General features: G+C 57.0%; 11 protein-coding genes. 4 read left to right on the top strand and 7 right to left on the bottom strand.

The features are described from left to right. Window positions 1-53: 53 nt before the first annotated feature. The 3 genes from BLQ55_RS29260 to BLQ55_RS29270 form a co-directional block, all read right to left on the bottom strand. Window positions 54-1112, bottom strand: a complete 1059-nt coding sequence (locus BLQ55_RS29260) for a CHAT domain-containing protein (RefSeq protein WP_092258935.1) — start codon at window positions 1110-1112, stop codon at window positions 54-56. 162 nt (window positions 1113-1274) lie between these two features. Continuing rightward, window positions 1275-1487: a hypothetical protein gene (locus BLQ55_RS29265; RefSeq protein WP_256326662.1), complete on the bottom strand. Its 213-nt coding sequence runs from the start codon at window positions 1485-1487 to the stop codon at window positions 1275-1277. Between the two features lie 89 nt (window positions 1488-1576). Further along, complete coding sequence (locus tag BLQ55_RS29270; RefSeq protein ID WP_092258938.1) at window positions 1577-1936, bottom strand: DUF6124 family protein; 360 nt, start codon at window positions 1934-1936, stop codon at window positions 1577-1579. Window positions 1937-2452: 516 nt separating this feature from the next. Between BLQ55_RS29270 and BLQ55_RS29275 the strand changes: the two genes are divergently transcribed. The 4 genes from BLQ55_RS29275 (at window position 2453) to BLQ55_RS29290 (ending at window position 5846) form a co-directional block, all read left to right on the top strand. Beyond that, window positions 2453-3373 carry a restriction endonuclease gene (locus BLQ55_RS29275; RefSeq protein WP_092258941.1) on the top strand — a complete coding sequence of 307 codons (921 nt, stop codon included), beginning with the start codon at window positions 2453-2455 and terminating at the stop codon, window positions 3371-3373. A gap of 164 nt (window positions 3374-3537) precedes the next feature. Then, on the top strand, window positions 3538-4116 hold the full coding sequence (locus BLQ55_RS29280) for a DarT ssDNA thymidine ADP-ribosyltransferase family protein (protein ID WP_092258944.1): 579 nt from the start codon (window positions 3538-3540) through the stop codon (window positions 4114-4116). Beyond that, window positions 4117-4761: a type II toxin-antitoxin system toxin DNA ADP-ribosyl transferase DarT gene (locus tag BLQ55_RS29285; RefSeq protein ID WP_092258947.1), complete on the top strand. Its 645-nt coding sequence runs from the start codon at window positions 4117-4119 to the stop codon at window positions 4759-4761. It begins immediately after the preceding gene. After that, window positions 4758-5846 (top strand): type II toxin-antitoxin system antitoxin DNA ADP-ribosyl glycohydrolase DarG, encoded by a 1089-nt coding sequence (locus BLQ55_RS29290; RefSeq protein WP_092258950.1) that lies wholly within the window; start codon window positions 4758-4760, stop codon window positions 5844-5846. Before BLQ55_RS29285 ends, BLQ55_RS29290 begins: the two co-directional genes overlap by 4 nt. Before the next feature lie 140 nt (window positions 5847-5986). On the opposite strand, the gene BLQ55_RS29295 is transcribed toward BLQ55_RS29290, so the two are convergent. The 4 genes from BLQ55_RS29295 to BLQ55_RS29310 form a co-directional block, all read right to left on the bottom strand. Then, window positions 5987-6346 (bottom strand): DUF6124 family protein, encoded by a 360-nt coding sequence (locus BLQ55_RS29295; protein ID WP_092258953.1) that lies wholly within the window; start codon window positions 6344-6346, stop codon window positions 5987-5989. Between the two features lie 596 nt (window positions 6347-6942). Further along, window positions 6943-8217, bottom strand: a complete 1275-nt coding sequence (locus BLQ55_RS29300; RefSeq protein WP_092258956.1) for a glycoside hydrolase family 68 protein — start codon at window positions 8215-8217, stop codon at window positions 6943-6945. A gap of 475 nt (window positions 8218-8692) precedes the next feature. Continuing rightward, entirely contained in the window at window positions 8693-10105 is a 1413-nt protein-coding gene (locus BLQ55_RS29305) for an aldehyde dehydrogenase family protein (RefSeq protein WP_092258959.1), read from the bottom strand. Beyond that, window positions 10102-11160: a homoserine dehydrogenase gene (locus BLQ55_RS29310; RefSeq protein WP_092258962.1), complete on the bottom strand. Its 1059-nt coding sequence runs from the start codon at window positions 11158-11160 to the stop codon at window positions 10102-10104. The genes BLQ55_RS29305 and BLQ55_RS29310 overlap by 4 nt, the downstream gene beginning before the upstream one ends. Between the last annotated feature and the right edge of the window lie 480 nt (window positions 11161-11640).

An 11640-nucleotide genomic window follows, 5' to 3' on the forward strand; every position in this document is an offset into this window, starting at 1 on the left:
CTCGCATGGCCCGATGTCGTAGTGAATTCGGATGAGCTGCCGGGTTGGCTTCATCACTGAGCCCTAGGCTTAACCAATATGAGATCGCTTTCATCTACACCATTACGAAGGTACAGCTCTGGCGTGGATTCTTCTGAAATGCCTTCTAGCATCAACGCAGTCTTGGCTTGCTTGAAAGCAGCCGGAATTGAACAACCGAATCCAATAGCCGAATAAAATTGCGCTGAAAATACGCGGGCCGCTTCGTCACCAATTGACTGATTCATGCCAATTGCCGCATCCACATATTGCGTACATGCGGCCGCCTGGTTAAATGAGTGGCACGTATTAAAGAAGACCAACCGAACTGAGTCGTAAAGTTCGAAGGTCGCTACAATGCTCGCCATCGGGACAAATGCGGCGCCACCATTTCGGTCCAACAGAACAAGCTCATCCTGATCGCTACCGTGTCCACTAAAATGCACGATCGTGGGTTTTAGCTCGTTCATGTACTGCAAAATATCTCCTGGTCGCAGCGCCCACCTCGACTCCAGCTTAACCGCGTCGCGATGATCCGAGAGTCGAATTTTCTGATGAATCTCTCGGACTTCCTCGTCCAACAATAGCCTGCGATCAGAGGATGTCGCTGGATCAGTCGCAAAGAACGCAACCTTAATTTCTTCGGGCAGCGCAGCTAACTTGTCAATCCGGACAGCAGCTTCCCGGTGCAGAGAATCATGCGTTTTCAGGCTGGACTCTACCTCACGGAATTGCCGTTTTTGTGCCTCCTGCATTTTTTGCTGCTCTGCATTTCTTTTCTTCAGCAACTTCGCTTCTTCGCTTTCCACACGCGACTCAGCTGTCGCCAGCTTTTTCTGCTCTGCGGCAATCTTCTTCTCCAGCTTGGCAACTTCAACCAGATGCTTCGCCTGCAAATCAGCATATCGGTTGGCCTCTTTTAGCTTGGAGGTGGCTGTAGATAACTGCTTCGTTTTACTGGCGGCAGATCCGGCGGTAAGAGATTTCTTTCCTGCATCAGCCGCCTTCTGCGACTCCCTGGCTTTCAGGCTTGATAGCTTTGCTAGGACTTCACGAATGCTGGCGACTTGGCGGCGATACATATCAACACTCATAGATGCTCCTTACAGTTTTCAAAAGCGGCAAAGTAACCAAACGAGCCGAGTAGATGGCGGAAAATCATTGGGGGCAACTGCGCAACGAGCCCTCTGCGTCGTGCGTTTGAGGCGACGAGTACGCACCCTAGTCACGGCCCCAGTTCCGGCCGCTCAGACAGCTCATTTGCTGGCAAGTGAGGCGCCGCCCAGTAGCTGGCTGTGTTCTGCGGCGATCAGGCATTTCCAGCGGCCGTCGCGTTGTCCTTCGGCGAGTTCCTGCTGCCAGCTGGCGAGGGATTGTTCTGCGTATTCGTAGTTGAATTCCCTATATAGCCATTCGGCCATAAGGTCGCAGTGGTCCATTTGGTTCTCGAGCCAATCCATTTGCGGCATTTGAAACGCTCCTTGTGGCTTTTTCCTGTGACACGAAGAAAGCCCTGCTTCTGCAAGGCTTTCTTCGTGCCGGGATAACAACTCCTCCCCTACCTTACCTCAACAATATCCAACGCTCGATTTGCCAACAGCTCACTCAGTTCAATCACCTGCTGAATCCCCAACGCCACATGCCGTCGCGAGCCATCAAGATCTGATGCCAGGTCTTCGAGCATCGCGTTCGCCGAAGCGAGGTTTTCACTGAGGGTGATAAGCAAGCATTCGGAATCCACATCAGAAGCGATGCGGTAGATGGTGTTGGGGTTGTCGAACGTTTCTTTCATCGGCTTGGGATTCAGGTAGAAATCCAATGCTCGAGTCGCCGCGTCATCAAGCTTTTTGTTACGGGCGGATTGAACACGGGAAACGGTTTCGTCTGTTGTCGGGGGGTTCGGTGTAATTTTGACCATGGTAGAGCTCCTAGAGTCTGTTGGAGCTGCCACCGTTCGCTGCGAAACGAATTTGGGGTGGCAGCTGTACGCGGGTTCGCAGACCGGGACTCTAGGGACCGGCAGACCCGAAGGTCTCCCACGCACAGCCACCTCTGACGAAAGCACAGACATGGGCGATCTGCTTTCGAAGGTGACGTTGTGCGCCTATAGAGTCCGGGCTGCGAAACCCGATCACTGATGGGCAGTGACAGGATTCAAGTTACCGAGACGGTCAAAAGCGCACAAGCCGGCGGATTCTGGCGTAGTTGTAGGCAATGGCGCAAGGCGGTGTCGGCAAGCAGGAGGGTTTTGTCGGAGTCCTACAACGGCGATTAAACACGTCATAGAAATCCAGAGCACAGTTTGCCAGCGATGCTGCCCCGGACTACACAATGGCTTACGCTTTAACAGCACCGCGACTCATCGGCTATGGGTTGCCGGAGCGGCCGTAACTTATACTCCCTCCTCGATTGCACAGCTCACAAGGAAGTGTCCATGTCCGTTCCAACCTACGATCAGTTTATCGAACCCATCCTGCGTTTTCTCGCCACCAAACCCGACGGTGCTACCACTCGGGATGCCCATGAAGCGGCAGCCAAAATGCTACAACTGACCGTAGAACAACGTGAAGAAATAATCGCCAGTGGGCAGGCCACCTATAAAAACAGGGCTGGCTGGGCACATGATCGGCTGAAACGTGCCGGCCTTTCCAGTAGCGCCAAACGAGGGTATTGGAAACTGACTGACACTGGCGTGGCTTACGCCAAGGAACATCCAGCCCCGTTATCATCCGATGAGGTGGAGCATTTAGCCATCGGCTATATGAATGTGAAATTGAAGGTTGCCCCCGACGCGGCCCCACTTGATGACGAGACGGCTGTTGAACCTGACGTAACCTCCGCCACCGCTAGCCCGGACGACCGGCTCGAGCAAGCTCTTCAGGAGCTGCGCAACGCAACTGCTGCCGACCTGCTGGATAACTTATTACAGGTGAGTCCCTACCGCTTCGAAGTAATCGTACTTGATGTGCTTCATCGCCTAGGATACGGCGCCAGCCGCAACGACCTGCAGCGGGTTGGCGGTTCTGGCGATGCCGGCATCGACGGCATTATCTCGCTCGACAAATTGGGACTCGAGAAGGTTTACGTGCAAGCCAAGCGATGGCAGAACACAGTGAGCCGCCCAGAACTACAGGCTTTCTACGGTGCACTCGCCGGACAAAAAGCCAAACGCGGTGTTTTCATCACCACTTCAGGCTTTACTGCTCACGCAATTGACTTCGCTAAATCGGTGGAGGGCATCGTATTGGTGGACGGCATGCGACTGGTGCACCTGATGATGGACCACGAAGTGGGCGTTACCTCACGACTCTTGCGGTTGCCGACGCTGGATCGCGATTATTTTGATGAGGAATGAGCCGCAGTTTTCCTGATAAGGAGACCATAACCGCATAAGTATTGTGGTTTTGCGTGATGGCATATTAGAATCAATCTGCATGCCCTGCTAAGCCCCTCGGGTTGAGGGGTGGGGAACAGCTAGGACAGCGCCCATGTAGATATGCGTAGGTCAAGGAGACCGCAATGTCAGACGCCAGAAGCATTAAAGATCAGTACTTTGTTTACCACCTGACTTCCATTGAAAACCTGGATGGGATCTTCGCAGCAGGCCTGAAGCCTCGGGCCAGTCTCGCCAATTTCACTGACGTAGCAGACAGTGAGATTCTCAAGAAGCGCAAGGCCCTCAACCTTGACCGCTATGTTCCCTTTCATTGGTTTGCCGGCAATCCCTTTGATGGCCGCGTGCAACTTGATCATCCGCATTCAAGATTCGTGCTGATATCTGTTTTTAGGACATTTGCCAAGGACAGGGGCTGGAAGATCATCCCACAGCATCCACTGGCGGACGAGGCAATTCAGCTCCTCGACTACAACGCAGGTTTCCAAGCCATCAATTGGGAGCTCATGAACACCCGGGAATATCAAAACCACGAGTGCAAAAACGTCTGTATGGCTGAATGCTTGTCCCCGCACGTGGTTGCCCCCGCAAACTTTTCCAGGATCTACGTTCCAAACGATGAGGTCAGACAGCTTTGTGAGGCTAAAATGCGCCCAGTCAATTTAGCGACTCCCATCACTGTGAATCCCGGAATGTTTCTATAAATGATCTACAGCAGACTGAATCCAGAGAAGGCTCTGATCTGGCGTATCGTCCATCGCGATAACCTGCCCTGGATTCTGGAGAATGGTCTGCACTGTGCAAATTCAACTATTCGATCGTCACAGTACGTAAACATCGGCAACGCTGAGTTGATCGACAAGCGCCGTACCCGGCATGTACCCATAGCTCCGGGAGGGGTACTGTCCGACTACGTGCCCTTCTATTTCACCCCCTTCTCTGTGATGATGAAGAACATCCATTCCGGTTGGAGTGTTCAGCGGCGGAGCAACGACGAGATCGTGATTTTGGTCTCCAGCCTGTACCGCGTTGAGCAGATGGGCCTGCCGTTCGTTTACACGAGCGCTCATGCCTACCCCGATTGGACAGACTATTACAGCGATCTGGCGAATCTCGACCAGATCGATTGGTCTATCATTCAACGACGCGATTTCAAGCGCGAACCTGACGACCCTCGGAAGATGGAGCGGTATCAGGCCGAAGCGCTGATCCACAATCACCTACCGATTACAGGACTCCTTGGCATCATGTGCTACACCGATGCAATGAAAAAACGTATAGAACGGGACGTGGCCGCTAGAGGTCTGACGTTGCCTGTTCATGCGCGTCCGGGATGGTATTTCCAATGATCCGATTCACCCAAGGCAACCTTCTGGAAGCCAAAACCGAAGCCCTGGTCAACACTGTGAACACCGTGGGCGTGATGGGTAAAGGTATCGCGCTCATGTTCAAGGAGCGCTTCGCGGAGAATTACCGGCTGTACTCGGCTGCCTGCAAGGCTGGCGAAGTGGAGACAGGTAAGGTTCACGTGACGGCGGTCAACGAGCTGGAAGGTCCTCGTTGGATCGTGAACTTCCCCACCAAACGGCACTGGCGTTCACCGTCGCAGATGGCCTGGATAACCGAAGGCTTACACGATCTGCGTCGTTTCCTGATTGAAAACGATGTGAAGTCCGTCGCGGTTCCACCGCTGGGCGCTGGCAACGGTGGTTTGAAGTGGCCCGAGGTTCGCGAGCAGATTGTTGAAGTCTTAAGTGATCTAGATGTTGATGTGCTGGTGTTCGAGCCGTCCAACCAGTATTTGAACGTTGCTAAGCGTAACGGTGTGGAGAAGCTCACGCCTGCGCGTGCGCTGATTGCCGAACTGGTTCGTCGCTACTGGGTTCTGGGTATGGAATGCAGCCTGCTTGAGATTCAGAAGTTGGCCTGGTTCCTTGAGCGCGCCATCGAAAAGCTGCCAGACACCGAAAACCCTCTGAATCTTCAGTTTGTTGCTCACAAGTACGGGCCGTATGCCAACCGGCTGGAGCATCTGCTCAGTAACCTGGATGGCAGCTATCTGCACTGTGACAAGCGCATCAGTGATGCGGGTATCAGCGATGTGATCTGGTTTGACGAAGGGCGAAAAGCGTTCCTACAGACTTATCTCCAAACAGAAGCCAAGGAATACGCCCAGGCCTTGGAGCGCACTGCCGAGTTGATCGATGGTTTTGAGTCGCCTTTCGGCATGGAATTGTTGGCTACGGTTGATTGGCTGCTGAGCCAGGATGGGATTTCCCCGACTGTTCCTGCCGTGCGCGAGGCGTTGAAGCATTGGGATGGCGGAGCGGGTGCTGCGGCTCGTAAAAGCAAGCTGTTCGATGATCAGGCGCTTGATATCGCGCTGAAGCGGCTGACTTCCAGTAGTTTCAGGCCAGAGATGGCAACCTGTTAGGGGTAACACCTATCTCAGCCGGGTAATTGTGCAAGTACCTCTTGCACAATTAGAGCTCATCGCTTCGGGGACTCTCGGATACAAAAAAGGCCTTGCCGAGCAAGACCTTTTTTCATACCTAGGGTAAGCGCGGCCCCTTGTTACCTCACCTCAACAATATCCAAAGCCCGATTCGCCAACAGTTCACTCACCTCGATCACCTGCAAAATCCCCAACGCGAAATGCCGTCGTGATCCCTCAAGACCAAATGCCAAATCATTGATCATGGCATTGGCCGAAGCCAGGTTTTCACTGAGATTGGCAAGCAAACATTCCGAATCAACGTCAGGTGCGATACGGAAGATAGTGTTGGACTTGTCAGACGCGTCCTTCTCAGGCGTAGGCTTCAGGTAGTAATCCAACGCCCGGTTGGCAGCGTCATCAAGCTTATTGTTACGAGCAGACTGAGCGCGAGACACATGCTCATCTGCAGACGGAGGGTTCGGTGTAATTTTTGCCATCGACTTAGGTTCCTGTAAGTGAGGCTGCAACCACCTCGCGACTAAACGAGAGGGCGGCAGCTGTGCGCAGGTTAGTCGACCGGTGAACCTAAGAATCCCGGCGCGCCCGGGGGCGCCCTGCGCACAGCCACCATCAATACAGGAACAGCAAAGCCTGTCCGACGGGGACTTGGTACGCCTTAGGTTGAGACGGGCGACTAAACCCGATCACTGATGAGCAGTGACAGGACCCAAACTACCGACGTGACCCAAGACGCACAAGCCGGCGGATTCTGGCGTAGTTGTAGGCAATGGCGCAAGGCGATGTCGGTCGGGGCTAGTCTCGTGGAGTCACGATAAACAGCTGGCTGGATGTTGCGGATGCACCGCTATCGCGAGCAAGCTCGCTCCCACAGAGGCGCTTATGTACATACGTCGCTGGGAAATGCATTCGCGACTGGCTGCATCCTTGCAGCCAGTCGCGAAGAAGGTTACGACTCGTTGTTCAACGGGGCTTGCGACCAACATCGCAATAAATCAGGCGGGATATCTCGATCATATCCACAACGGTGTTGTCATCGACCTCAGACCCGCTGCCTGCCCCCCCTGTGTTGCTATTACTTGAGTGTGACGTCGAGCATCGGTGGAATGTACCCATAGTCGTACTCGGCCACCACGAACGTCTGCTGCCCTTTTATTTTCATGCCCACCGTGGGTGCCTCGGTGCCACCCACACGAATCTGCGTGCCGGTTGCGTCGGTCGGTACGCTGTCGATAAAGGAGGTCACCAGGCCGTTTGGCATCACGTAGTGCGAGTAGGTCTGGAATGGCTGGGAGGACGGGTTGCCCAGTACAAGGCCGGAACCGTTGAGCGGCACGTAGGGGCCGAACAGCGAGTCCGCGACGAAGCCGTACACGCCGTCCGGCCCGGTCACACCGTCGGCGTAGGTGAAGGTGTGACTGATCGTGAACAGGTAGTACTTGCCATCCTGGAACACGAAGTGCGGGCGTTCGGTCTGGTCGTTGACGCCCACGGCGGTCAGCAGTGGCGGCAACATTTCCCAGTCGTCACCGTCGGCGTCGCGGGCCACGGCGATGCCAACGCAGGCGGTCTGGAAGCGCGAGTTGCCGACATCTTCATAACCCGGCGGCACATCGCCGATTTCGGCCTCGCCCACTTTGTGCGAGCCGCGCTCGCCGGCCACGTTGCCCTCGAACAGCATGTACAGCTTGCCATCGTTCGGGTCGCGGAAAGGCCATGGGTCGCGGAAACCCCAGAAAGCGTTTTGGGCTTCGGTCTGGTACATCTTGCCGTCGGCCTCGAACAGTGGCTTGACCTTCTCGAAGCCGACCATGCTGACACCATGTTCAGTGGTCACGACCCGACCGCGCACTTTGACGATGGTGGCGCCTGGGGTGACGGCGGTGTAGTACAGGTCCACTTCACCTCGGTCGTTCAACAGGATCGGCGTGCCGGCCCATTCGCGAGCGGTCGGCGAAACGCCTTCGGCCATCACACGGCCACCGAGCTCCCAGTTCTTGCCGGTACGAGAAAACCAGTAGTACATCTTTGCCCGACCGTGACGATCGTTCCAATCACGGAGGATGTCGTAGTTACCGTCCTCGTCGAGGTACTGCGGGTCGTTTGGATGACGATCGGCCGTCAGGGTGAAGATCACCGACCAGCCATCGACGGACGTCACGTTACCGTCCAGGTCGCGCAGGGGCATGGTGTCCCAGATGAACACGTCGTCGCTCAATACCGGGAAATCCGCGCGGACCAGCGGCTGAGTGGTGGTGGGATCGTCCGCCCGGACTTTCAACGCATCAGCGCGGGTCCAAAGGCTGGGTTGATGGGGGGTGACACCGAATTTTTCAGTGGTGGTTTTCATAAGGTAATACCTCGTCCATGAATGGATTCAAATAAATGATGCTTGAGAAATACTGGATGCGCATACAGTGAAATCACCTTATAGAGGCTCATGCATGCGGGTCAAGCAAAAAAATGCATTTGTGCATAATTTGGTTTTTTCTTGAGGCTGATACGTTTCAGCATTGAACGTTTGCAGAAGTTAGTTCGCGGCGAGATCGACGACGTTGCCGGCACGCTCGGTGCTCTGAGCCACTACTCAGTGGAAAGCTTGCGTAACTGGCAACAGATGGAAGTAATGCATAGAGGGATTGGTCGACTGAGCTTGGGCGTCGTGCGCAAAGCTCAACAAGGCGGGAGTCAGCGGTTCTGAGGGTGACGGGTGTATCGCTATCGCGAGCAAGCTCGCTCCCACAGGGTATGCGGTGGCTGTGTGGTTTGTGCAGAAAAGCATCGGGCAGGTGACCAAACCTGCCCGATGCCAACGACCTGACCTGTTACCCCAACGTATTCAAGCAAACCACCTTCGGCTGGGTCATTTCTTCATACGCAAACCGCACCCCTTCCCTGCCCAAACTGCCGTACTTGGAGCCCCCGAACGGCATCGCATCGAAACGAAAATCGGAGGAGTCGTTGATCATCACCCCTCCCGCCTCGATCCGTCGTGCGGCACTCATAGCCGTGGACAGGTCATTGGTGAAAATCCCGGCATGAAGCGCGTAATCAGGTTCGTTAGCCAGCTCGATGGCTTCATCAAACGTCTCGAACGGCTGCAACACCACCACCGGCGCGAAGACCTCGTTGCGCCAGAGTCGGCTGGCGTGGTCGACGTTTTCCAACACGGTCGCGGCGTAGCAGGCGCCTTGGCGGCGGTGGCCGCAGAGTAAGGTGGCGCCTTCTTGCAGGGCTTCGTTGACCACGTGTTCGGCGTTTTGCGCGGCTTGGTGGGTGATCATCGGGCCGATGTCGGTGTGGGCGAGCAGTGGGTTGCCGGCCACGAGGGCTTGGGCCTTTTGGACGAAGCGTTCGCGGAAGGCGGCGTAGATCGGTGCGTGGATGAGCAGGCGTTGGGTGCCGATGCAGTTTTGCCCGGCGGCCCAGAAGGCGCCGGAGATGCAGCTGTCGACGGCGGCGTCGAGGTTGCAATCGGCCATGACGATGACCGGGGCGTTGCCGCCGAGGTCCATGGCGAGTTTTTTCAGGCCGGCGGTGCGGGCGATTTGTTCGCCGGTGACGAAGCCGCCGGTGAAAGAGATCATGCGCACGTCGCGGGCGGCGACCAGGGCTTTGCCGAGTTCGGCGCCGCCGGTGGCGACGGTGACCACGCTTTCGGGCAGGCCGGCGGCGACCAGGTAGGAGACCAGTTTGAGGGCTGACAACGGTGCCAGTTCGGACGGTTTGAGGATCACCGCGTTGCCGCCGGCGATGGCCGGGCCGAGTTTGTGGGCCACCAGGTTCAGCGGGTCGTTGTAGGGGGTGATGGCGACGATCAGGCCCAGGGGGTCGCGGGTGAACCAGCCTTGGCGCGATTCGGCGCCTTCGTAGGCGTCGAACGGCACGATTTCGCCGGCGTTGCGCTTGGCTTCTTCGGCGGAGAGCTTGAGGGTGTTGACGCAGCGTTTGACTTCTTTTTCCGCCTGTTTGAGGGTCTTGCCGGCTTCGTCGACGATCAGCCGGGCGAAGGCCTTGGCGTCGCGTTCGATGTTCAGTGCGGCGTGTTCGAGAATGCTGGCGCGGCGATGACGCGGCAGCGCGGCGCAGGCCTTTACGCCGTTGCGGCCGGTCTCGAGCAGTTGTGGGACTTCTGAGGCTTGGAGGTCCGCGACGGTGCCGACAACGCTGCCGTCGAATGGGTTGAGGACTTCGATGTGCGGTTCGACGACCGCCAGGGCCAGGCGCGATACGTTCACAGGTTGTGCTCCTGTTTGCGGGTTGCCGATTGGTGGATGTGGATGATGTCCGACAGCAGCGCGAAGGCGGTTTCGGTGCGGCCTGCGCCGGGGCCCGAGACGGTGACGGCGCCGAGCAGTTCGCTGGTGAACGACACGGCGTTGGTGGCGTCGCTGACGCTGGCCAGTGGGTGGTCGTTACTCAGCAGGCGCGGTTCGACGCTGGCGCTGATGGAGCCGTCGGCGTTGCGGCTGGCGGCGCCGATGAGTTTCCAGCGGGCGCCATCCTCGCGGGCTTTTTCGATGTCGGCGAGGCTGAGGGCGGAGATGCCGCTGCAGGTGACGTCGTTGATGGTGAGCTTGGCGTCCAGCAGTTCGTTGGCGAGGATCACGACTTTGAGGCGCACATCATGGCCTTCGACATCCGCGGTTGGGTCGGCTTCGGCGTAGCCCAGTTCCTGGGCTTTTTTGACCGCTTCGGCAAACCCCAATCCGCCTTCCATGCAGGTGAGGACGAAGTTGGAGGTGCCGTTGAGGATGCCTTCGAAACCACTGATCGAGCTGCCGGCCAGGGACTGTTTGGCAAGGCGAATCACGGGGGTGCCGCTCATGACCGAGCCTTCGTATTCGAAAGCGACGTTGTTGTGCTGGGCCAGGGCTTTGAGTTCGGCGCCGTGCAGGGCGATGGGGCCTTTGTTGGTGGTGACCACGTGCTTGCCGCGCTCCAGGGCCCAGCGGCAGAACGAGGTGGCGGGCTCGCCGTCCACCGGGTTGGTGAAGGTGGCTTCGGCGATGATGTCGGCGCCGCAGTCTTTGATCACGGCTTCGTTGAGGGCGTCGACGGTGCCGCCGGGGAGTTGGGCCATGGCGCCTTGGGTGGCTGGCAGTCTGGCCAGTGACGCGGCGTCGAGGCCGTGGCGGTCCATCACCGAACCGAGGAACAGGTCGGTCACGCCGACGATTTTCAGGGTGAAGCCGAGGTCGGTTTTCCAGCTTTCGTTACGCTCGGCAATCAGTTGAGCCAATGCCCGGTTCACACCGCCGAAGCCGACCAGCGCCAGTTTGTATTCAGTCATTTTTGTTATGTCCTTGATCCGGGGGTGGGTTGTTGGGATCTAGGTTAGGGGGGTGGGGTGGGCAGTGAAATATGCCAATTTGCTCTATTTTTTGGGCGTTTTGACCAGGGGGTGGGCAAAGCGGTAAGCACGGGAAAAAGCCAACAGGGAATCGAATGGCCGGGCACATTCCCCTGTGGGAGCGAGCTTGCTCGCGATGGAGCCAGGTCAGGTACATCGATGGTGGCGGGTGTACCGCTATCGCGAGCAAGCTCGCTCCCACAGGTTTTCTCGGTGCCTGATCCATTAGTGTCAGGAAATCCACCTGCTTGGCTGACCCACTGCTGACCGCTCTTGTGGCGAGGGAGTTTGCTCCCGCTGGGCTGCGCAGCGGCCCCTGGAATTTGCCTGCGCGGTGGGTCAGGTAGATTGCGGTCAACCGGGTTGGGGCTGCTTCGCAGCCCAGCGGGAGCAAGCTCCCTCGCCACGGTAGTGGTTGGG

Origin of the sequence: Pseudomonas sp. NFACC13-1 (assembly GCF_900104425.1) — a bacterium.
GTDB classification, from domain to species: Bacteria; Pseudomonadota; Gammaproteobacteria; order Pseudomonadales; family Pseudomonadaceae; genus Aquipseudomonas; species Aquipseudomonas fluorescens_AA.